The sequence below is a fragment of the Brevundimonas sp. GW821-FHT12E07 genome (genome assembly GCF_058807035.1).
Map to the genome: position 1 here is coordinate 533,738 of NZ_JBXAQH010000002.1, position 21,775 is coordinate 555,512.

A 21,775-nucleotide genomic window follows, 5' to 3' on the forward strand; every position below is an offset into this window, starting at 1 on the left:
CGCTTCGCGGTCCCCCTCCCCACTCCGTGGGGAGGACACGGGTGTCCTAGTTCCCGCCACCCCGGATCGCCGCGCCGAAGGCCTTCCAGCTCAGCTTCACATCGGACAGGGCGCCCGCGCGGAACGCCCGCCCGGCCAGCCAAACCATCAGCAAGGCGGTGATCGCCATCCCGGCCAAGGTCCCGACGATCTCGATCATCGGCGGGTCGCTCGGCACGCGGGCGCTCATCAGGAACGGGGTGAAGAAGGGGATCCACGACAGGATGCGGACCACCGGCGCGTCCGGCGTCTGCAGGGCCATCTGCAGCACCAGCAGCGGCACGATCAGCACCATCATGATTGGCCCCATCAGGGCCTGGGCGTCGCGCGGGGTCTCGCAGAAGGCGCCGATGGCCGCGAACAGGACCGCGTACATCAGATAGCCGCCGACCATATAGGCCAGGAAGTAGAAGATCAGGCCCTTGTTGAGCAGCACCGCGCCCACGTCGGCGGCGACGCCGGGCGCCGCCCCGATCAGGCCGAAGGCGCCCATGCCGCTCCAGACGATCAGCACCGTCAGGGTCAGCATCGCCACCCCCAGCACCTTGCCCGCCAGGATCTCGGTCGCCGAGGCCGAGGACAGCAGGACCTCCAGGATCTTGTTCGACTTCTCCTCCATCACGCTGTTGAGCAGGATGGAGGCGCCGGTGATGACCAGCGACCACAGCAGGAAGGCCGCGCCAAAGCCGACGAAGCCCGGCAGCCGGTCGCGCATCGACACCGCTCCGCCGCTGGCCGAGCGCGGCGAGAAGGCCTGGACGTCGGCGCGGAAGCGGTCGGTGGCGACCACAACGGCGGGGTCGATACCCGCCTGTTCGAACACCTGACGGCGGTTGGCGCTGCGCAGGGCGTCGCGGATGAAGTCCTCGACGGTGCGGTCCGAGGCCTTGGCGGTCCAGACGCGGGCGGCGGGCTTGCCGTCGGCGCGGGTCAGGAAGATGACGGCGTCCAGCCGTTTGTCCTTGGGCGTATCCTCGCCGAGCAGCCGGCGCACGACGGCGTCCTGGGCCGGGCCGGGCTGGGCCGCGGCGAGATCGGCTGGCGCCGGGACGATGCGGACCCGCTCCTTGGACAGGGAGGCCAGGGCGTCACGGGCGGCCTTGGAGTTGGCGGCCCCGCCCGGGGTGGCGGCATTGGCCTTCGCGGCGGCCTCGGTCGCGCGCTGCTGGCGACGGTCGGCGTCGTCGGCCATGACATCGCGCACGACGGCGGCCAGACCGGTCGCCTGGGGGCCATCCTCGATCAGCACCACCTGGCGCATCGGCTCGGACGACTTGACCAGCAGGGGGATGCCCCCGCCCAGCAGGCCGAACAGCGGCAGGGACAGCAGGGACAGCCAGAAGCCGACGGTGCGGACATAGGCCATGAACTCGCGACGGGCGATCAGCAGGGTGCGCTTCATCGGGCGGCCTCCGCGGGTTTGGAGACACTCTGGTCCTGATCCGGGTGGTCGCCGGTCAGGTCGATGAAGGCGTCGTGCAGGGTCGGTTCGCGCAGCTCGAAGCGGCGCACGTCCAGACCGGTCAGGAAGGCCGCCTTGAGCGCCTCCTGCCCCCCTGCCCCGGCCGTCAGCGCGGCGCGCAGGACGCGGGCGCCGTCACCCTCACGGGCGATCTCCACCCCGGTCACGCCCGGCAGCTTCGACACGGCGTCAGGGGCGATGTCGCCCTCCAGCTCCAGGAAGCGGCGCGAAGTCGCGCGGGCCTCGGTCACCGTACCCTCGAAGGCCTTGCGCCCCCGCGCCAGCAGCACGACCTTGTCGCACAGCCGCTCGGCGTGCTGCATCACATGGGTCGAGAACAGGACCGTCGCCCCGTCGGCGGCCAGCCCCCGGATCATCGCCTCCAGCCCCTGCTGGTTGACCGGATCCAGCCCCGAGAAGGGCTCGTCCAGGATCACGAACTCGGGCCGGTGCACGATCGAGGCGATCAACTGGACCTTCTGGGCCATCCCCTTGGACAGCTCCTTCATCTTCTTGGCCTTGGACGCGCCCAGCCCTTGCGCGTCCAGCAGCTCCTTCGCCCGACGGCGGCCCTCGGCGGTCGGCACCCCCTTCAGGGAGCCGAAGAAGGCGATGGCGTCGACCGGGGTCATCTTCTTGTAGAGGCCGCGCTCCTCCGGGAGGAAGCCGATGCGGTCGCGCACCTTGCGGCCGTTGTCCGCGCCCAGGATCTCGATGCGCCCGGTCGTCGCCGGCTGCAGGCCCAGGATCATGCGCAGGGTCGAGGTCTTGCCCGCGCCATTGGGGCCGAGGAAGCCGCAGATCTGGCCCTTGCCGACCTCGAAGCTCAGGTCCCGGACAGCCTGGAAGTCGCCGTAGCGCTTGCCCACACCGTCCAGAGTCAACGCCGCCGCCATACCGATACTCCCCCGTCGTCACTCAGAGGTAGCAAACGGCTGGGGCATGGCAACCGGAATCGGAGGCCCGACCCGGGGGTGAGACGATCAGCCCGCCTTCACCTGGAAGGTCCGGCCGATGACCTTGGTCGGATTGACCTGGGCGCCCTCGCGGCGGACCTCGAAATGCAGGTGGGGGCCGGTCGAATAGCCGGTCGAACCGACCAGGCCGATCCGCTGCCGGGGCCCGACCTCGTCGCCGCTGGCCACGTCGACCCGGCTCAGGTGGCCGTAGAGGCTGGTCAGGCCATTGGGATGGCGCATCTCGATGAAGTTGCCATAGCCGGCCGGGTCATAGCCGATGCGCAGCACCACGCCCTCGGCGGGCGCATATACGGAGGTTCCGATGGGCGCGGCGATATCCACGCCCTTGTGCATCCGCGCGCCAGGCTCGCCGCCCAGGCGGCGCATGCCGAACCTCGAGTTGATGCCGTGGCCGGGCACGGGCTCGGCGAAGGTCATGACGCGCATCACGGGCCCGGCGGGGGCGGCGACGGCGACGACCGGCGGCTTCACCGGAATAGCGGCGGCTTCGGCGACGGACTTCGGCGTGAAGGGGGCGGCGGCCATGGCCAGGCAGGCCATCAAGGCGAGGCCAGCCGACCGGCCGAGGTGAACCAGATGGGGGCGCCAGGAAGACGCAAGGGCGGGCGCAAGTCGGCGCATGGTGTCGTCGGCTCCGGCGTCGCTGCATCGAGCGGGGAGAAGTCGCACCCGCTGACCGACGGTGTCGGAACGGCGTCTGGCGGCGACCGGGGGAGCCGGGCCTTTTACGGCTTGATGGGGCGACTTTGGGGCGCCCGCGGGGTTTCATTCAGGACACGACGCCGCACCCTCCCCGGCCACGCTTCCTCGCGAAAGCTTGGCCGGAGAGGGCTTTGGACGCCTATTGCAGGGGCAGGGTCAGGGTGATCGCGCCCATATGGCTGGTCGCTTCCTGACCGAAGCGGCCGCGGTAGCCGACCTCGACCTTGACCGGACCCCAGTCTCCGTTGAGGCCCGCCGAGGCCAGGACCTGACCGCCGAACGGCTCCTCGACCTCGCGGTAGAGGACCTTGGCCGGATTGCCCTGGATGCCCACCCCGACCTCGTCGGAGTTGTCGGCCAGGCTGTCGCGATAGCCGCCCTCGGCGAAGAAGCCGAAGCCACCGGCCTCGCCTTCGGCGCGCAGCGTGATCTCGGCGCTGACGTCCTCGACCGTACGGCCCTGGTAGTCGTACTGCGCCGCGACGCCCTCTTCGTAGAAGCCGCTGACGTGGCTGGAGACCCAGGTGGCGGCGACGCGCGGCGAGATCGCCAGCCCGCCCATGTCCCACCACATCCCGCCCTGGATGCGCGCGCCCTTGGACACGCCCTCGGTCGAGCCGGTGTGGACGATCGGCGCCACCATGGTCAGCCGCTTGGTGTCATAGTCGTCGTGGGCCGCGCCCGCCGAGAGGTTGACGAAGGTCCCGCCCGAGCGCCAGCCGGCGTAGACGTCGAAGGCCAGGGTATCGACCGACGTCGTGAACCGCGCCCCGTCGATGTCGGCGTTGCGGTAGCTGCCCGCCAGACCGACCTTCCAGGTGTTGTTCCAGCCGTTCTCGACCGCGGCGCGGACGCCGTAGCCGGTGGACTTGGCCTCCCCGACCACGCCGCGCGCGTCGGAGTCGGTCTGGTCATAGGTCCCGCTCATGACGATGGACGTGCCTTCATGCCACTCCTCGCGGCCTGAAAGGCTGGCGGAGCCCTCGTCCAGGCTGTCCTCGCGATGCCGGAACCCGGTCTCGCCCATCACCGCGCTCTGGGCGCCCAGATCGCCGTAGTAGAGGTAGTCGTTGGCCAGTTTGGCGATGATCTGATGGCCCAGGGCCGTCGGGTGGACGCCGTCGAAGTAGAAGTAGCCCGGGTCGGTGCAGACCGTGACGCCGTTGTAGCAGGATGCGGTCACATTGCTGATGCCGAAGGCGCCCGGGTTGCCGGCGATGGTGTCGCCGATCTTGAACAGGTCCATCACGATGATGTTGCTGTTCGGGTTGGCCGCTGCGGTGGTGCTCAGGCTGGTCAGAAGCGCGCCGTTGAAGGTCGTCACCGCGAAGTCGGCGAGCGGCGCGGCGGCCGTGCCCCGGAACTGCGGCGTCAGGCTGAGCTTGGGCAGGTTGGTGACCAGGATGGTCCCGGCCCCGGCCGCGGCGACGCTGTTGGTGATGAAGTTGATATCGGCGGCGGCGGCGGTGGCCACCGGGGTGATCGCTCCGGTCGGGTTTGCGCTGGCGCCCGCCGTCGGCAGGGCCTGGAAGATGTTGTTGGCGCCGCCCAGGATGCTGACCAGATCGGTCGCGCCGAAGCGGCCTCCGGCTGCGGTATAGGCCTGAAGCTGGGTCCGCATGCCCGGTCCGGGCGTGGCGATGGCGTCGGTGCGCGAACCGCCATAGGCGTAGTCGATGCTGCCCGTCACCGGCGATCCCGCCGTCTGACGGCCCAGGGTGAAGCCCAGAAGCTCCACGAAGGTCGGGCCCGAAGAGAACCGGCCCTGGTAGTAGGCGGGTCCGGGCGCGGCGCCGCCGGTCACGGCCGACAGGTTGCCGTTGTCGCTCAGGCTGTCGCCGAAGACGACGAGACGGTTGTAGGTCTGGGCCGATGCGCCGGACGCGGCGGCGAGAGTCACAGCGGCGGCCAGTACGGCCAGAGCCGTACCGTGTTGATTTCGAGACATTTACTTCCTCCGTCGACCGTCAGGACGCGGTCGTTATCCGGAGAATGCTCCCGTTTGGCGCGAGCGCAAGATGTCGCTAGGGAAGCCTTGGTCGATTTAATGCAACAAACGGAAGCGCAGGGTGCCGTCCAAGGTCTTGAGGGCCTTCAGCGCCTCGGGGTCGTAGTCGCGGTCGACGTCGGTGATCACATAGCCTGTGCGCTCGTCGGTCTTCAGGTGCTGACCCAGGATGTTGAGGCCCGCGGAAGCCAGTTCGCGGTTCAGGGCGGCCATGACGCCGGGCTGGTTGCGGTGGATGTGCAGGATGCGGTGGCCGCCCGAAACCTCGGACAGCTGTACGTTGGGCAGGTTGACGCTGAAGGTCGTGTCGCCGCGGTTCAGATAGCCCAGCAGCCGCTCGGCCGCGAACTCGGCGATGGCCTCCTGGGCCTCCTCGGTGGAGCCGCCGATGTGGGGCGTCAGGATGACGTTCTTCAGACCCATCAGAGGGCTGTCGAACGGATCGGCGTTGGTGCGCGGCTCTTCAGGGAAGACGTCCAGCGCGGCCCCCGCGATGCGTCCGCCCTGAATGGCCTGAGACAGGGCGCCGATATTGACCACATGGCCGCGCGACAGGTTCAGGAAGAGCGCGCCCTCCTTCATCTGCTGCAGCTGGGCCGCGCCGATGAGGTTGGTGTTCTCCTTGCGCCCGTCGACGTGCAGGGTGACCACATCGGCCTCGGCCAGCAGGGCGTCGAGATTGCGCATCCGCCGGGCGTTGCCCAGCGCCAGCCGCTCCGACAGATCATGGAAGATGACCCGCATGCCCAGGGCCTCGGCCAGAACCGACAGCTGGGAACCGATAGCGCCGTAGCCGACGATGCCGAGCGTCTTGCCGCGCAGCTCGCGCGAGCCGTCGGCCGACTTGTTCCACTTGCCCGTATGCATGGCCGCCGACTTGTCGACGACATCGCGCATCAGGGTGATGGTCAGGCCGATGGCCAGCTCCACCACCGAGCGCGTGTTGGAGTAGGGCGCATTGAACACCGCGACGCCATGGTCGGCGCAGGCGTCCAGATCGATCTGGTTTGTGCCGATGCAGAAGGCCGCGACGGCCATCAGCCGGTCAGCCTCTTCCAGCACCCGGGCGGTGACATTGGTCTTGGAGCGGATGCCCAGGACATGGACCCCCTTGATCTTCTCGATCAGGTCATCCTCGTCGAGCGCGCCCTTCAGGGTCTCCACCGAATAGCCGGCTTCCTGCAGGCGCTCGACGGCGGCCGGATGGATGTTCTCCAGCAGCAGCATCTTGATGCGCGAGCGCGGATAGGACCAGCGGCCCGCCATGCCCTCGGCATGCAGCAGTTCGTCCATCGAGGGCGCCTCAGCGTCGGCGACGGCGACGACCTTGTCGCGGCGGGCGATCTCGGTGAAGGCGTAGAAGCGGTCGGCGGCGCCGGCCAGCTTGACCTCGGCGTCGTTCCAGCCGTCTCCGACCATGACGATGGGCCGCGCCAGACCCAGGCTGTCGATCACGCGCGGCTTGCCGTTGTCGTAGGACAGGGGGTTCTGATCGTCGACGCCCGTGACCCGGCCCTCGGCGTCATAGACCAGGTCGTTGGCCAGCACCCGGTCGGGCGCGACGCCCAGCCGCTCGGCGACGGGGGCGATGATCTCGCGGAAGCCGCCGGAGAGGATGACGATCCTGTCCGCATTCTCCTGGAAGAAGCGCAGGTTACGCCGCACCGACCAGGTGCCCTCGTCGAGGATGCGGTCAGCGAGTTGCTCGACGTGGGCGCGCGTCAGCGGCAGCAGGGCCAGACGGCGGCGCAGGGCCGTGCCGAAATCGACCTCGCCCGACATGGCCTGATCGGTCAGTTTGACGATCTCGGCCCGGATGCTGTCGGCCTCAGGGTGACCGGCGAGCGCGATGTCGGCGAGCGCCTCCAGCGTCTCGATGCGGACGAGGGTCGAATCGAAGTCGAAGACGAAGGTCGGGGTCGCGGTCATGCCGCGTTGTCTACCCGTTCATTCGCAGGCGCAGCAACGATGATTGCTAAGCTGAGAGCCTAGAATTTCGCGAACCGGCGGACCCGGCTGTCCGGACGACGGCTTTCCAGCGCCGCCGCCCCGATGGCCGCCGCGATCGTGGCCACGGCCAGAAGGGCGCCGCCTTCGCGGGCATGGTCCTTCGCATACTGGCCACCCACGTCGGCATAGCGGCGCGCGGCCTTGCCGGCGTCCTCGGCGTATCCCCGGGCGGCCTTGGCGTATTTGGCGCGCTTGTTCGGCGAAACGGCCTTCCTGCCGCGCTTGAACAGCTTGAATGCCTGATGGCGGGCGTCGTCGCCGAACTCTTCGGCGCGGTGGCCGAAGTCCTCGGCCGTGTCGGTCAGGCCGCGTGAGATGTCCTCGAACCGGTGACGCAGGGCCTCGGCGTCGATCCAGCCGCGAGGATCCAGCCGGTCGCGCAGCACCCGATACCGCGTCGGGCCGGTGCGCTGGGTCAGCAGGACCGTGGCCACGGCCGCCACCGCGACCAGGGCGACCGATCCGGCCGTGATGCCGGGATGTTTGCGGGCTTCCGCCAGGACGCTGAACTGTCGAACCATCGGATAATAGACCTCTTCATCGAGGCCGTCGTCGGACGCGTCATACAGACCATCCTCGTACGGCTCATAGTCGGAACCCCTGTCCCGCTTCAGGACAGGAGCGAACCGGGCGAAGAGTGGTTCCGCGATCCCGGGCAGGGCCGAGTAGAATGAGGCGATCAGTCGCCCTCCCCCGCCGACGGTGATCTCGCGCATCGGATGGGTGGCGCACCACAGGATGGCGTCGGCGACGACGTGGGTCGCATAGACCGGCTGGGGGATGTTGGCCGCATAGCCGGCCAGATTGCGGGCGTGGCGGTCGTAGGGCGAATCCACCGCCGCCGGCTTGACCAGACTGATCGAGATCGGGGCCCCGCCCTTGCGCGCATCGCGGATCAGCTCCATCCGCAGGGCGTTGGTGAAGCCCTTCACCGCATGTTTGGAAGCCGAATAGGCGCCGCGGATGGGCGACGGGGCGTCCGACAGGGTCGAGCCGACATTGACGATGGCTCCGCCTCCGGGGCGGCCACGCAGATGCTCAGCTGCAATCGTGGAGCCGTTGACCACGCCCCAGTAGTTGGTCTCGAACAGGCGGCGCTGGTCCTCCAGCGTCGTCTCCAGCACGCTGCCGAGGACCGAGACCCCGGCGTTGTTGATCCAGGTGTCGAAACCCCCGAACAGGCGCCGGCACTTGTCGGCCGCCTCGGCCAGGGCGTCATAGTCGGCGACGTCGGCGGCGGCCCAGGCGACGCGGGCGCCGGTCCCCTGAAGCTCTTCGCACAGCAGACGCAGATCCTTCTCGCCGCGCGCGATCAGGAAGACGCAGGCCCCGCCCCGCGCCGCGCGCCGCGCCGTCGCCAGGCCGATGCCGGACGTCGCGCCGGTGATCACGATGGACTGCCGGTTCAGCGGTTTCAGGGTGGGTTTCGCCATACTTGCCTCAACTTGCGCCCGTTCCGGAACGGCCTTCGCGAGTCCCGGGTTCCGACCTTAGATCACACGCCCCTTACCATGGCGACCTCAGGCGCCTATCTTGTCGCCCTTCCAGACCTTCGCTTACCGGACCTCTCCCCCCGTGCCCCATTCCGCGCCTGCCGCCGCCACGCCGACCGACGATCTCGCCGCCGCCTTCCAGATCGAGGGCTGGCCCGTGCGCGGCCGCCTGGTGCGCCTGGGCGAAGCCGTCGACAGCATCATCAAGGCTCACGACTATCCGGAGCCCGTCGCGGCCCTGCTGGGCGAGGCCTGCGCGCTCGCGGCCCTGGTCGGCTCCAGCCTGAAGTTCGAAGGCCGGCTGATCGTCCAGGCGCAGGGTGACGGTCCGGTCCGCTGCGTCGTCGCCGACTACGACACCTCCGGGACCCTGCGCGGCTATTGCCGGTTCGATCCGGAAGAAGTCGCCGCCGCCTCGACCGGCTTCGCCCGTCCCGGCGCCCAGACCCTGCTGGGCAAGGGCGTGTTCATCATGACCCTGGACCAGGGCCCGGACTTCGACCGTCACCAGGGCATCACCCCGATTGAGGGCGAAAGCCTGTCGCTGTGCGCCGAACACTATTTCGCCCAGTCGGAACAGGTGCCGACCAAGGTGCGTCTGGCCGTGGGTCAGGTCTCCACCGACGCCGGCACAGCCTGGCGCGCGGGCGGGGCCATGATCCAGATGGTCGCCGGCGACGCCGCGCGCGGTTCGACGGAAGAGGTCTGGGACCGCAGCCGCGCCCTGTTCCAGACCCTGGGCGACGATGAGCTGATCGATCCGACCGTCTCGCCGGAGACCCTGCTGTTCCGCCTGTTCCACGAGGACGGCGTGCGGCTGGAACAGCCCCTGGCCCTGTCGGCCCTGTGCCGCTGCTCGGCCGAGCGCATCGTCGGCGTCCTGGGCTCGTTCTCGGACGAGGAACGCGAAGGCATGATCGAGGACGACGGCAAGATCCGCGTCACCTGCGAATACTGCTCCACCGTCTATGAGCTTTCGCCCGAGGATGTGGCCGCCAAGGCGGACTAGGTCCGGATCGCGGCGTCGCACTCCACGGTCGTCTCGGCGGCGACGACACGGCGCTGCATCCGGAACGACCCGGACCAGTCGTCCTGGATCGTCCAGGTCCCGGCGATGTCGTTGCCGTCTCCCGAGACCAGACCCTCATAGTGGATCGGGTCGATGTGGCCGCCGCCCTCCGCAAACTTCGTGAAGACGAGGACCCCGCCGTCGAAATGGCCTTCGAGGACGGCGGGGATGTCCGGCGCGCCGGCGCCATTCATGACGTCCGGCTCAAGCGTGCGACCCGAGACACTGGCGCCGACCTGGGTCAGCTCGGCCTCGAACGGCGTCGGCGGGAAGCTGTCGAACGGATTGTAGATCGAGTCCGTCGGGTAGAAGTAGATCCCTGTCCAGCGGCCCGTCAGATCGACACCGGCCTCCTCCTCCGCCAGCGCCCTAGCCTTCCAGATCCAGCGAATAGCCGGCCGAGCGGACGGTGCGGATCGGGTTGGCGCTTTCGCCGACGTCCAGGGCCTTGCGCAGGCGGCCGACGTGGACGTCGACGGTGCGGGCCTCGACATAGACGTCCGAACCCCAGACGGCGTCCAGCAGCTGTTCGCGGCTGAACACCCGGCCCGGGTGGCGCATGAAATGGTCCAGCAGGCGGAACTCGGTCGGGCCGAGGTGAACCTCGGTGCCGTTGCGGCGCACGCGGTGGGCGACACGGTCGATGATGATGTCGCCATGGCCGACGCGGTCGTCGGCGAGACCCGGGCGGATCCGGCGCAGTACAGCGCGGATGCGGGCGATCAGCTCGACCATCGAGAAGGGCTTGGTCAGATAGTCGTCGGCGCCGGTATCCAGACCCCGGACGCGATCGGATTCCTCGCCGCGCGCGGTCAGCATGATGATCGGCAGGTTGCGCGTCTCGGCCCGGCCACGCAGGCGGCGGCAGACCTCGATGCCCGACACCTTGGGCAGCATCCAGTCCAGCAGGACCAGATCGGGCTGGCGCTCGTCGACCTGAACCAGGCCTTCCTCGCCGTCCGAAGCGATGACGACGTCATAGCCTTCCTTCTCCAGATTGTACTGAAGCAGGGTGGCCAGGGCGTCCTCGTCTTCCATCACCAGGATGTAGGGCTGCACGTCGGTCTCTCCGTCTGTCTTGCGGTCCGCCTGCGGGAGGTCAGGCTTCGGGCAAGGTAAGGGTATGGGTCAGGCCGGTGTCCGAGGCGCCGGGCGCGCCGCGCGGGCGCTCGCCGATCATCTCGTCGCCGGTGATCTCGTAGTGGACGGTCTCGGCGATATTGGTCGCGTGGTCGCCGATCCGTTCCAGGTTCTTGGCCATGAACAGCAGATGGGTGCAGGCGTTGATCGTCCGTGGATCGCCCATCATGTAGGTCAGCAGTTCGCGGAACAGGGCGTTGTAGTGCTCGTCGACCTCGTCGTCCGAGGCCCAGACCGCCAGGGCCCCGTCCAGCTCGCCCGAGGTATAGGCGTCCAGCACGTCGCGCAGACGCATCGAGACCAGACGGCCCATGCGCTCGATCGAGCGGGTCAGGGGCTGCATCGGCTCGGTCTCGGCGACGGCCAGGGCGCGCTTGGCGATGTTCTTGGCCAGATCGCCGGTGCGTTCCAGATCGACCGACAGCTTCATCGCCGCCAGGGTCTTGCGCAGATCCGAGGCGACCGGCTGGCGCAGGGCGATCAGGCGGATGGCCTTCTTCTCGATGTCGCGGTGCATGGCGTCGAGCTTGACGTCACGGTCGACCACGGCGCGCGCGAGAGCGATGTCGCGGCGAGCGACAGAGTCCACGGCGTCCGCGACCTGGGCCTCGGCCAGGCCGCCCATGCGGGCGACCTCGGCGGTCAGCTGGTTCAGTTCGTCGCCGTAAGCCTTGACGGTATGCGTGTTCAACCGAAGCGCCCCGTGATGTAGTCGAGGGTGCGCCGTTCGCGGGGATTCGTGAAGATTTCCTCGGTGTTCCCGTGCTCGACCAGCCGGCCCATGTGGAAGAAGGCCGTACGCTGGGACACCCGGGCCGCCTGGGCCATCGAGTGGGTGACGATGACGATGCAGAAACGCTCGCGCAGTTCGTCGATCAGCTCCTCGATCTTGGCCGTCGCGATGGGGTCCAGAGCCGAACAGGGCTCGTCCATCAGGATGACTTCGGGATTGACCGCGATGGCGCGGGCGATGACCAGACGCTGCTGCTGACCGCCCGACAGGCCGGTGCCCGCCGAGTGCAGCCGGTCGGCGACCTCGTCCCACAGGCCGGCGCGCTTCAGCGAGGCCTCGACGATGCCGTCCAGCTCGCCCTTGTTCGAGGTCAGGCCGTGAATGCGCGGGCCATAGGCCACGTTTTCATAGATGGTCTTCGGGAACGGGTTCGGCTTCTGGAACACCATCCCGACCTGGGCGCGCAGCAGCACCGGGTCGACGGCCTTCGCATTGATGTCCTGACCGTCCATGTCGATCTTGCCGGTGACGCGGCAGCTCGGGATGGTGTCGTTCATCCGGTTCATGGTGCGCAGGAAGGTCGACTTGCCACAGCCCGACGGGCCGATGAAGGCGGTGACCGTCTTGTCCGGGATGTCGAGCGAGACGTCGAACAGGGCCTGTTTGTCGCCGTAGAAGACCGAGACCTCACGCGCGGCGATCTTGGTCGGACCGGCGGGGAAGTTGGGCGCGGTGACGGTCGGGGCCTGGCTGTGCGCGCCGTGGGTCGCGACGTCGCCGCCCACTTCCGGGGCGAGCGGAGGCGCGCCGGCGGGCGTGTTGACGGTCGGATCGACCGGGCCGCCCTCATGGCCGTCGGCAGCCTTCACCGGGGACTGGAAGAAGGGGAATTTCATACGTTTACCACCGGCGTTCGAAGCGCCGGCGCAGCAGGATCGCGGCGGCGTTCATGACGATCATGAAGGCGAGAAGGACGAGGATGGCCGCGGCCGTGCGCTCGTGGAACGCCCGCTCCGAGGCGTTCTCCCAGATATAGACCAGCGACGGCAGGGCGCCCGTGGGCTCCACCGCCGAATGCGGGATGCCCGGCACGAAGCTGACCATGCCGATCAGCAGCAGGGGCGCGGTCTCGCCCAGGGCATGGGCCATGGAGATGATGGTGCCGGTCATGACGCCCGGCATGGCCAGGGGCAGGACGTGCTGGAACACCGTCTGGGTGCGGCTGGCGCCCATGGCCAGGGCGGCCTCGCGGATCGAGGGCGGCACCGCCTTCAGCGAGGAGCGGGTGGCGATGATGATGGTCGGCAGGGCCATCAGGGCCAGGACCAGACCGCCGACGAGCGGCGACGATCGCGGCAGGTGCATCCAGTTGATGAACAGGGCCACGCCCAGCAGGCCATAGACGATCGACGGCACGGCCGCGAGGTTGTTGATGTTGACCTCGATCAGGTCGCTGATCCGGTTGCGCGGCGAGAACTCTTCCAGATAGACGGCCGCGCCGATGCCGATCGGGATGGCGATCAGGGCGGTGACCAGCAGCATCAGGGCCGAGCCGACCACGGCGCCGAGAACGCCCGCCAGCTCCGGCTCGGTCGAGTCGCCATTGGTGAACAGGGCGCCGTTGAAGTGGGTGCGGACCGCGCCCGAGGCCTTCATCTGGTCCAGCCAGACGATCTGCTGGTCCGAGATGCGGCGCTGGTCCGCTGGCGTGTCGCGCGAAATCTCACCCTTGTAGAACAGGTCCGCCTCGTCCGAAGCCGGGGCCGCGATGGTCACGGTCTGGCCGATGATGTTCGGATTGTTGCGCACCATGGCGGCGGCGCGGAACTTGAGCTCCGACGAGAACAGCGAGCGCATGGCGCGGGCCTTGGTCCCCTGTTCGTCGTCCTGGACGCCCAGGCGCACCAGCTCCTGCTCGGCGACCAGCAGTTCGAAATTTGTGCCCTGCGGATAGGTCCGGTCGATCCGGGCCGGGTCCATATAGACCGGCAGGGTGATCTCGTGGGCGTAGAAGGCCGTGTGGCCCTGTTCGATGATCCGGCCGAGCAGCAGCAGCAGGAAGCCGACGGCCACCGAGACCGCCAGGACGCCGTACAGCTTGAAGCGCGCCTCTTTGGCATAGCGCTTCTTGATGCCGGCCTGCAGCTTGCTGACGCGCGCCGGATCGGCGCCGACGCCACCTTTGGAAATGGTCGCGTCAGTCATACTGTTCCCGATAGGTCTGGACGATGCGCTGGGCCACGATGTTGAGCACCAGGGTCACCAGGAACAGCGTCAGGCCGAGGCCGAAGGCGGCCAGGGTCTTGGGGCTGTTGAACTCCTGGTCGCCGGTCAGAAGGGTCACGATCTGGACGGTGACCGTAGTCACCGTATCCAGCGGATTGAGGGTCAGCTTCGCCGCCAGACCCGCCGCCATGGTCACGATCATGGTCTCGCCGATGGCGCGCGACATGGCCAGCAGCAGGGCGCCCGCGATGCCCGGCAGGGCCGCCGGCAGCAGCACCTTCTTGACCGTCTCGGACTTGGTGGCGCCCATGGCGTAGGAGCCGTCGCGCAGGGTCTGGGGCACGGAGTTGATGATGTCGTCCGACAGGGACGAGACGAAGGGGATCAGCATGATCCCCATCACCGCGCCCGCGACGAGGGCCATCTGGTTCTGCACCAGCGACAGATAGACGCCGACGTCGTTCAGCGGCGTGCCGATCAGGACATCGCCGATAGAGTTGAAGAAGACCCGCAGCGCCGGCCCTACCGTCAGGGCGGCGAAGAAGCCGTAAACCACGGTCGGGACGCCCGCGAGGATTTCCAGCACCGGCTTGACCACGGCGCGCGAGGCGCGGCTGGCGTATTCCGACAGATAGATGGCCGAGAACAGACCGACCGGCGCGGCGACGCACATGGCGATGATCATGATCAGGAAGGTGCCGGCGAACAGGGGCACGGCCCCGAAGGCGCCGGACGAGCCCACCTGATCGGCGCGGATGGCGATCTGGGGCGACCATTTCGTCCCGAACAGGAACTCGGTCACCGGCACCGACTGGAAGAAGCGCAGGCTGTCCCACAGCAGGGAGAAGACGATGCCGATGGTGGTCAGGACGGCCACGGCCGAACAGGCGAACAGCAGGGCCCCGATCCAGTCCTCGACCCGGTTGCGGGCGCGCAGGTCCGGCCGGATGCGCATGAAGACGAACAGGCCGCCCAGGACGGCGGCGATCAGGGCGGCGATCCCCGTGCCGATGGACAGGGTTGTGCGAATCTCGGCGGCGCGGCGCCCCTGAACGGTCAGTTGTTCCGCCAGGGGGGCGGGCCAGATCTGCTGCGAAGGCTGGCCGGCGCCGACGAGATAGGCGTCCGAGAAGAAGGCCTCGCGGCGGAAGGGCTCCAGCTGCTCGACTTCGGGCGAGGCGCCGGCCACCAGGGTTTGGTGCGCGATGCCGTCAGCGAAGATCCCGGCCAGGATCAGAACCAGCAGAGAAGGCGCACCGACCCAGATGAGCGCGTAGAGGCCGTGTTGGGCGGGGCGCGAGTGGGCCTTGACGCCCCCCGCGCGCAGTTGGGCCGTGGCGCGCCGCACCGCCAGCCCGCGTCCGCCGATAAAGGCGAGCGCCGACAGGGCGATTACCACCAGAAGGAAGAACCAGATCATCGAGGTCCGAACAGAATCGCGAGGGTTTCAGAGCCCGGCGGGGGGCCGGCTCGGTGAGGCGGGAAACTGCCTGTTATTGGCGAGCGGATTACGACTGATCCGTGACACTTCTGTAACGGCGCAGGTCCGCCCGTTTCCGGCCGGTTTCAGATGGCGTCCGAGGTCTCGGAGCGGATCGCCGACATCGGGAAATAGGCGCTGAACGCCGCGCCTTCGCCGGGGGCGCTGACCACCGTCAAACCCCCGCGGTGGCGGTTGACGATGTGTTTGACGATGGCGAGGCCCAGGCCGGTGCCGGGGCGCTCTCCCCCGCTCTTCTGGCCCTCTACCCGGTAGAAGCGCTCGGTCAGGCGCGGCAAATGCTCGCGGGCGATGCCCGGACCGTGATCGCGCACAGTGACGGCCGCGTAGAGGACGCCCGCCTCGCGGTCAGGCGTCAGAAGCGGCAGGCGCGTCAGCCCGTCGGTGCGCGGTCCAGGGGCGGCGTCGATATGAAGGTCGCGGCGAATGACGATCTCCACCGCCTGCCCCGCCATCGAATATTTGATGCCGTTGTCGACGAGGTTCTGGATCACCTGGATGATCTCGTCGCGGTCGCCGTCAATGTTGATCTTGCCGCCCTCCGACTGGAGCGTGACGATCACGCCCCGCTCCTGGGACAGGACGCTGATGGCGTCGACGACGTCCGAGGCCGCCCGCGCCAGATCGACGCGCCCCGACGGCGGAATGTGCTCGTTCAGCTCGATCCGGCTCAGCGACAGGAGGTCGGCGACCAGTCGGCTCATCCGTTCGGCCTGGGTGGCCATGATGTCGAGGAAGCGGTCGCGGGCCACGGCGTCGTCGCGCGCATGCCCCTTCAGCGTCTCGATGAAGCCGCTCAGCGAGGCCAGGGGCGTACGCAGCTCGTGACTGGCGTTGGCCAGGAAGTCGACGCGCATCAGCTCCATGCGCCGTACGTCGGTCTCGTCTCGAAGGGCCAGGATGGCCAGCGGGGCCTCGCGCGGCGACGGCAGCGGCCGGACCCAGGCCCGCCAGTGCCGCGCCCGGGCGCCGCCGGCGGAATAGTCGGTGGTCTTGGTGACTTCGCCGAACAGGGCCTCGTCGACCGCCTCCAGCACGCCCGGATCGCGCATGGCTGAAACCAGCAACGCGCCCTCGCGCGGGATCCGCAACAGGTCGCGCGCGGCGGCATTGGCCATGACGATGCGGCGGCCGGCGATGTCGTCGGCCTCTCCCCCGCTGATGATCAGGACCGGATCGCTGAGGGCCTCGAACACATTGTCCAGCAGGGGCGCGGCCGCCGTGATCGAGGTCGGCGCGACCACCGCCCCGGGCAGGACCTGCCCTGCCGGTCCGCCTGCCGGCCGGCTGGCGAACCAGGTGGCCGCCGCGACCAGCAGCGCCAGACCGATCAGCCAGGGCGCCAGTTCGGTGCGGAAGGCCGCGAAGATCAGAATGACCACCACCGCCAGACCGCCGGTCGTCCCGGCCGTCCACAGCCGCGACGACGCCATGGGCGCGACGGGCGAAGGCGACGGATCGAAAGCCATGGGTGAATCGTCTCGCGGCGGCGGTGAGTCAGATCGAGCGGTTGATTCGTCGAGTCCTAGCATCGTCCTGACACGTCCGGATGACGACGGTCGTCACATCAAGGAAAATGAACGCCTCGGGCCAAAAAGCGTGGCCTTTGGGGCGGTTTCTTTACCTGTTTCGCCGACGATGCACCCACTGAAGGGGGATTCCGAACCGGTGCATCGCATCATCTACTGCCTGACGACCCAACACGACTGGCGCTTCGTGCTGCTGGCGGCGGTGGTGTGCGCGGGCGGTATCGCGACGGCGATCACCCTGGTCGGCCTGGGCCGATCCGCCGAGCGGCAGGCACGCCGCCTGTACAAGCTTTCGGGCGCGCTGGTCCTGGCCCTGTCGATCTGGACGACGCATTTCGTCGCCATGGTCGGCTACAATCCCGGTTTCGCCGTCCGCTACGACCCGGCAGGCACGCTCTTTTCCCTGCTGATCGCCGTCATCGGCCTGTCGGCCTGCGTGGTCCTGGGCCGCGGCGGCGTTGACCGGGGCCGGCGCATCATCGGCGCTGTGACCGGCGCCTCGTCGGTCGCCGCCATGCATTATGTCGGCGTCGCCGCCGTCACCTTCGAAGGCGCACGGTTCGTGCATCATCCCGCGATCGCCGCCGTGTCCGTGCTCATCAGCCTCGGGTTCGGCGTGCTGGCGGGCGTGCCTGCGCAGACGACCTCGCGCTGGCGGCTGCCGCTGGTCACCTTCTTTGCGCTGATGAGCGTCTGCGTCCTGCATTTCGGCTCCATGGCGGCCATCGACATCGTGCCCGACCCCAGCGTGGTCCTGGCCGGCGGCATGGGCGAGACCGGCCTGCTGTTCTGGCTGGCGACCGGCGTCGCCGTGATCATCGCCATGGCGGCCTTCGTGGTCGGCGTCGCCTCCTGGTCGCGCAACAACGCCCTGGCCCAGATCCGCGAGGCGGTCGACGCCATGCCGGACGGCCTGGCCTTCTTCGACGCCGACGAGCGGCTGGTGGTCTGGAACGCCCGCTACGCCGAGGTGAACCCCGAGATCGCCGCGGCCCTGACGGTCGGCATGTCCTTCGAGAAGATCATCCGCATCGGCGTCGCCGCCGGCCGTTATACCGAGGCCGCCGGTAATGAAGAGGCCTGGATCGCCGAACGTCTGGCCGCGCGCAAGGCCCTGTCCTGCACCCTGGAACAGCACGTCGAGGACGACCGCTGGCTGCGCGTTCAGGATCGCCGCACCGCCGCTGGCGGCATGGTCACGGTCTGCAACGACATCACCGACCTGAAGCGCGACGCCCGCGCCCTGGCCGAGGCCCGCGACGCCGCCGAGGCCGCCAACCGCGCCAAGTCCGAATTCCTGGCCAATATGAGCCATGAGATCCGCACGCCCCTGAACGGCGTCATCGGCCTGACCCAGGCCCTCGCCCGCACCGAGCTGACGGCGGAACAGACCGAGATGCTGGAGCTGATCCAGTCGTCGGGCCACACCCTGCAGACCCTGCTCAGCGACATCCTGGATCTGGCCCGTGTCGAATCCGGCCGCATGGACATCGCCGACGAGCCGTTCGACCTGGGCCGCGCCGTTCGTGAAGCCGCCCAGCTCTACGCCGCGAGCGCCGCTGAAAAGGGACTCTCCTTCTTCGTCGACATCGAGCCCGAGGCGGCCGCCTGGGTCCGGGGCGACGTCGTCCGCGTCAAGCAGGTGCTGACCAATCTGGTCTCCAACGCCGTGAAATTCACCGACCAGGGCTTCGTCAGCCTGACCGCCTGCCGCGGCCAGCGCGCCGACGGCTCGGCCATGCTGCGCTTCACCGTGGAGGACACTGGAGTGGGCTTCGACGCAGAGGCCCGCGACCGCCTGTTCACCCGTTTCGAACAGGCGGACGGCACGATCACGCGCCGCTTCGGCGGCACCGGTCTGGGCCTGGCCATCTGCCGCCAGCTGGCCGAAATGATGGGCGGTGATCTGGATTGCGAGAGCGAGCCCGGCGGCGGTTCGGCCTTCATCCTGACCCTGCCCCTGATCGAGGCGCAGGAGCCCGCCGCTTCGGTGGAGGCCGAGCCCGACGCCGACGATCTTGAACCGCATCGGATCCGCGTGCTTCTGGCCGACGACCACCCGACCAACCGCCGCGTCGTCGAACTGATCCTGGCCCAGGCCGCTGTCGACATGACCTCGGTCGAGGACGGCGCACAGGCGCTCGCGGCCTATCGCGACGGCGGCTACGACCTGGTGCTGATGGACATGCAGATGCCAGTCATGGACGGGCTGACCGCGACGCGCGAGATCCGCCTGCACGAGACGGCCATGGGTCTGAACCGGACGCCGATCGTGATGCTCACCGCCAACGCCCTGGCCGAGCATGTCGCCGCGGGCCAGGCCGCCGGCGCCGACCGCCACCTGGCCAAGCCGTTCAACGCGGCCGAACTGCTGGAAATGGTCTACGACCTGGGCGAACAGCAAAGGGCGCTGGCGGCCTAGGCCGGCCGAACGCCCTCGCCTGCCCGCCTATTCGTAGCCGTGGGCCGCCTCGTTGATGACCTGCGAGGGCATGTTCGAGAAGTCGACGCTGATCGGGCTGGAAGCCTTGGCCAGCTTGGACTGGAAGGTCTTGATCACATGCTCCAGACGGCGGCGCGTCTCCTCGGCGCCCGTCGCGGACGGATCGAGGTCCAGCGGGGCCAGACAGAAGTCGATGATGGCCTGGGGGCGGCTGAGCGGTTCCATGGCGGGTCTCCTTTGCGGCAGCGGAAGGCCCGCCGCCCTGACCTGACATCAACACGCCGGAAGTCATATTGATACCGCCTCACGGGCCAACGCGAAGTCATCTTGTCATGATGTGACACTTGCCTTTCAGTCACGATGTGACATCCTTCGCGGATGGACGCCGCCGTCGATCACAAGCTCTTCCTCGGCGGCCGGCTGAAGCGGCTGCGGCGCGAGCTCGCCCTGACCCAGACGGCCATGGCCGCCGACCTTGGTGTCTCCCCCAGCTATCTGAACCATATCGAGCGCAACCAGAGGCCCGTCTCGGCCCAGCTGCTGCTGCGGCTGGCCGACACCTATGACGTCGATCTGCGCCGGCTGAACGCCCCGGCCGGCCATGCCTCGGAAGCCGAACTGACCGAGCTTCTGACCGATCCCCTGTTCCAGGGCCTCAGCGTGCCGCGCCATGAGATCCTGCAGCTGGCCGACGAGGCGCCCGCCGCCGCCGACGCCATGCTGCGGCTCTATCGCGCCTTCGCCGACCGCCGCGCCCGCGATCGCATCGAGGCCGAGCGCGGCGGCGCAGGGCTTGAGGACACCCCCGCCGACCGGGTCCGCGACTGGATCCAGTCCCGCCAGAACCACTTTCCGGAGCTGGATACGCTGGGCGAGGCCCTGCACGCCGCCCTGACCGCCAATGCGACCGGCGACAGCGTCGAGATCCTGGCCCGCGCCCGTCTGGCCGAGCGGCACAATCTGACGGTCAAGGTCATGCCCGCCGAGGTCATGGTCGAATGGACCCGCCGCTTCGACCCGCACCGTCGTCGGCTGCTGGTGTCCGAGACCCTGGGCCCCGCCTCGCGCGCCTTCGCCGTCGTCTATCAGCTGGTTCTGGCCGAGCATGAGGTCGAGCTGGCAAGCGTGGCCGACGCCGCCGACATGCCCGACGCCGTCAGCCGCGACCTTCTGAAGGTCTCCCTGACCAACACCCTGACCGCCGCCGTCCTGATGCCCTACGGCCCGTTCCAGCGGGCGGCGGAGGAGACCGGCTATGATCTCGCGCGGCTGCAGGCGCGCTTCGGCGTCAGCTTCGAACAGGCGGCGCACCGGCTGACGACCCTGTCGCGCCTGACGGCTCGCGGCGTGCCCTTCTTCCTGATGCGCGTGGATCAGGCGGGCAATATCTCGAAACGCTATGCGGCGGCGGGCTTTCCCTTCTCGCGCTTCGGCGGCGCCTGCCCGCGCTGGCGGCTGCACTCGGCGTTCCGCACGCCGGGCCGGATCATCACCCAGATCATCGAAACCCCGCCCCAGGACGGCAAACCCGGCGGCCGCTGGTTCACCCTGGCCCGCACTGTGGATCGTCAGGGGCACGACGCCTTCTCCGAGGGCGCCGACCTCGCCGTCGGCCTGGGCTGCGAACTGCGCCACGCCCACCGACTGATCTACGCCCGGGGCCTGGACCTTCAGAACCCCGAGGTCACCCCCATCGGCCCGGCCTGCCGCCTGTGCCACCGCCACCCCTGCGCCGAACGCGCCGCCCCGCCCGTCGATCGCCCCCTGACAGTGGACGACTGGTCCAAGTCGGTCAGCCCCTATCCGTTCTCCGGGGCCTGATCGCCAACCTCCGGTTGCTGGATGAGCGACCCCACATCTGCTAGTCATTCGGCATGAACCGCGCCTTGACCGTCACCCTCAGCGACGATCTCCTGCGACGCCTGACCGTCGCGGCCGAGGCCGCCGGCCTGTCGGTCGAGGCCTTCGCAGCGATGGTTCTGGAAACCGCTCTTGCTCCGGATGGAATGGCCGAAGAGGCCGCCGCCTTCCAGGGCGCCCACGACTGGACTGAGGCCGACCGACGCCTGGCGGACTATGACCGGACGGGTGAGTCCGTGGACGCGAAGTCGGCTCTGGATGTCTTTGTCGCCGCAGTCGACGCGGACGCCGCCGGGCGGTGAGCCGTCCTGTCCGGCTTGAAGCCAGGGCCGAACGCGACCTCGAACGCTTGCGCGACTTTCTGAAAGCCTTCTCGCCGGAGGTCGCTCGACGCGGCGCGCGCATCATTCGAACGGGCATCCTCGGTCTGGACCAGTTTCCGGACAGAGGCGCGTCGATCGGCGGTGGGCGCCGCGAACTCTACCTGCCTTTCGGAGACAGCGGCTATGTCATCCAGTACCGCGTCGATCCCGATGCCATCATCATCGCCCGCATCTTCCACATGCGCGAGGACCGTTGA

General features: G+C 68.7%; 19 protein-coding genes. 5 read left to right on the plus strand and 14 right to left on the minus strand.

What is annotated here, in order from left to right; translation table 11 throughout:
- Positions 1-46: 46 nt before the first annotated feature.
- From AC1ROD_RS10770 to AC1ROD_RS10795, 6 genes are all read right to left on the minus strand, one after another.
- On the minus strand, positions 47-1,441 hold the full coding sequence (locus tag AC1ROD_RS10770; RefSeq protein WP_492948237.1) for an ABC transporter permease: 1,395 nt from the start codon (positions 1,439-1,441) through the stop codon (positions 47-49).
- Entirely contained in the window at positions 1,438-2,397 is a 960-nt protein-coding gene (locus AC1ROD_RS10775; protein WP_492948238.1) for an ABC transporter ATP-binding protein, read from the minus strand. The genes AC1ROD_RS10770 and AC1ROD_RS10775 overlap by 4 nt, the downstream gene beginning before the upstream one ends.
- An 87-nt stretch (positions 2,398-2,484) precedes the next feature.
- Positions 2,485-3,102, minus strand: a complete 618-nt coding sequence (locus AC1ROD_RS10780) for a M23 family metallopeptidase (protein ID WP_492948239.1) — start codon at positions 3,100-3,102, stop codon at positions 2,485-2,487.
- 220 nt (positions 3,103-3,322) lie between these two features.
- Complete coding sequence (locus tag AC1ROD_RS10785; protein ID WP_492948240.1) at positions 3,323-5,131, minus strand: autotransporter domain-containing protein; 1,809 nt, start codon at positions 5,129-5,131, stop codon at positions 3,323-3,325.
- Positions 5,132-5,227: 96 nt separating this feature from the next.
- Complete coding sequence (serA, locus tag AC1ROD_RS10790; RefSeq protein ID WP_492948241.1) at positions 5,228-7,120, minus strand: phosphoglycerate dehydrogenase; 1,893 nt, start codon at positions 7,118-7,120, stop codon at positions 5,228-5,230.
- Between the two features lie 59 nt (positions 7,121-7,179).
- A complete protein-coding gene (locus tag AC1ROD_RS10795) occupies positions 7,180-8,634 on the minus strand; it encodes an SDR family oxidoreductase (RefSeq protein ID WP_492948242.1) in 1,455 nt (484 codons plus the stop codon).
- 142 nt (positions 8,635-8,776) lie between these two features.
- Here AC1ROD_RS10795 and AC1ROD_RS10800 point away from each other — a divergent pair, with 142 nt between their 5' ends.
- Positions 8,777-9,703, plus strand: coding sequence for an Hsp33 family molecular chaperone (locus tag AC1ROD_RS10800; protein ID WP_492948243.1), 927 nt, complete (start codon positions 8,777-8,779; stop codon positions 9,701-9,703).
- On the opposite strand, the gene AC1ROD_RS10805 is transcribed toward AC1ROD_RS10800, so the two are convergent.
- From AC1ROD_RS10805 to AC1ROD_RS10835, 7 genes are all read right to left on the minus strand, one after another.
- The gene (locus AC1ROD_RS10805; RefSeq protein ID WP_492948244.1) at positions 9,700-9,957 is read right to left on the minus strand and encodes a hypothetical protein; all 258 of its coding nucleotides are present in this window, start codon (positions 9,955-9,957) and stop codon (positions 9,700-9,702) included. The two genes, AC1ROD_RS10800 and AC1ROD_RS10805, sit on opposite strands and share 4 nt — an antisense overlap.
- 175 nt (positions 9,958-10,132) lie before the next feature.
- A complete protein-coding gene (phoB, locus tag AC1ROD_RS10810; protein WP_492948245.1) occupies positions 10,133-10,822 on the minus strand; it encodes a phosphate regulon transcriptional regulator PhoB in 690 nt (229 codons plus the stop codon).
- 40 nt (positions 10,823-10,862) lie between these two features.
- Positions 10,863-11,594, minus strand: a complete 732-nt coding sequence (gene phoU, locus AC1ROD_RS10815; RefSeq protein ID WP_492948246.1) for a phosphate signaling complex protein PhoU — start codon at positions 11,592-11,594, stop codon at positions 10,863-10,865.
- The gene (pstB, locus tag AC1ROD_RS10820) at positions 11,591-12,532 is read right to left on the minus strand and encodes a phosphate ABC transporter ATP-binding protein PstB (RefSeq protein WP_492948247.1); all 942 of its coding nucleotides are present in this window, start codon (positions 12,530-12,532) and stop codon (positions 11,591-11,593) included. The genes phoU and pstB overlap by 4 nt, the downstream gene beginning before the upstream one ends.
- A gap of 4 nt (positions 12,533-12,536) precedes the next feature.
- Complete coding sequence (gene pstA, locus AC1ROD_RS10825; RefSeq protein WP_492948248.1) at positions 12,537-13,841, minus strand: phosphate ABC transporter permease PstA; 1,305 nt, start codon at positions 13,839-13,841, stop codon at positions 12,537-12,539.
- Positions 13,834-15,282 (minus strand): phosphate ABC transporter permease subunit PstC, encoded by a 1,449-nt coding sequence (gene pstC / locus AC1ROD_RS10830; RefSeq protein ID WP_492948249.1) that lies wholly within the window; start codon positions 15,280-15,282, stop codon positions 13,834-13,836. Before pstC ends, pstA begins: the two co-directional genes overlap by 8 nt.
- Before the next feature lie 146 nt (positions 15,283-15,428).
- The gene (locus tag AC1ROD_RS10835) at positions 15,429-16,832 is read right to left on the minus strand and encodes a sensor histidine kinase (RefSeq protein ID WP_492948250.1); all 1,404 of its coding nucleotides are present in this window, start codon (positions 16,830-16,832) and stop codon (positions 15,429-15,431) included.
- A 199-nt stretch (positions 16,833-17,031) separates the two neighbouring features.
- Between AC1ROD_RS10835 and AC1ROD_RS10840 the strand changes: the two genes are divergently transcribed.
- Complete coding sequence (locus AC1ROD_RS10840) at positions 17,032-19,314, plus strand: ATP-binding protein (RefSeq protein ID WP_492948251.1); 2,283 nt, start codon at positions 17,032-17,034, stop codon at positions 19,312-19,314.
- A gap of 27 nt (positions 19,315-19,341) precedes the next feature.
- Here AC1ROD_RS10840 and AC1ROD_RS10845 read toward each other — a convergent pair whose 3' ends face one another.
- Positions 19,342-19,560, minus strand: coding sequence for a hypothetical protein (locus tag AC1ROD_RS10845; RefSeq protein ID WP_207932315.1), 219 nt, complete (start codon positions 19,558-19,560; stop codon positions 19,342-19,344).
- Positions 19,561-19,713: 153 nt separating this feature from the next.
- On the opposite strand from AC1ROD_RS10845, the gene AC1ROD_RS10850 reads away from it, so the two are divergent.
- The 3 genes from AC1ROD_RS10850 (at position 19,714) to AC1ROD_RS10860 (ending at position 21,775) form a co-directional block, all read left to right on the plus strand.
- A complete protein-coding gene (locus tag AC1ROD_RS10850; RefSeq protein WP_492948252.1) occupies positions 19,714-21,156 on the plus strand; it encodes a helix-turn-helix domain-containing protein in 1,443 nt (480 codons plus the stop codon).
- A 65-nt stretch (positions 21,157-21,221) separates the two neighbouring features.
- The gene (locus AC1ROD_RS10855; RefSeq protein WP_492948253.1) at positions 21,222-21,497 is read left to right on the plus strand and encodes a hypothetical protein; all 276 of its coding nucleotides are present in this window, start codon (positions 21,222-21,224) and stop codon (positions 21,495-21,497) included.
- A complete protein-coding gene (locus tag AC1ROD_RS10860; RefSeq protein WP_492948254.1) occupies positions 21,494-21,775 on the plus strand; it encodes a type II toxin-antitoxin system RelE/ParE family toxin in 282 nt (93 codons plus the stop codon). The genes AC1ROD_RS10855 and AC1ROD_RS10860 overlap by 4 nt, the downstream gene beginning before the upstream one ends.